Annotated in this window: 1 protein-coding gene; it reads left to right on the top strand. The window is 65.7% G+C overall.

From position 1 onward, the window contains the following. On the top strand, positions 1-286 hold a 286-nt coding region (locus R0J88_RS19520), incomplete at both ends, for a lysophospholipid acyltransferase family protein (protein WP_410900802.1).

Below are 286 nucleotides of genomic sequence, written 5' to 3'. Positions count from 1 at the left end.
CCTCAAGCTGTGCTTTCCCGAGTGGAGCGAGGCGGAGCGCGCGCGTCAGGTGCGCAAGACCTTCCACGCCAACGGCATCGGTATCTTCGAGACGGCCACCGGCTGGTGTCGTGATCCTGAGCACATGCGTGATCGCGTGACCTTCAAGGGGCAGGAGCACATGGAGCGCGCCATGGCCCAGGGCAAGGGGGCGCTCATCGTGGGCATCCACTTCTCGACCCTGGATCTGGGCGGCGCACTGCACTCGCTGTTCTTCCCGGCCGATGTCGTCTATCGCCCCCACGAC

The sequence above is a fragment of the Pseudoalteromonas sp. SIMBA_162 genome, from assembly GCF_046535955.1.
Lineage (GTDB): Bacteria > Pseudomonadota > Gammaproteobacteria > Enterobacterales > Alteromonadaceae > Pseudoalteromonas > Pseudoalteromonas marina.
Note: the sequence above shows the minus strand (reverse complement) of the source record. Positions and strands in the feature narration are given on the sequence as shown.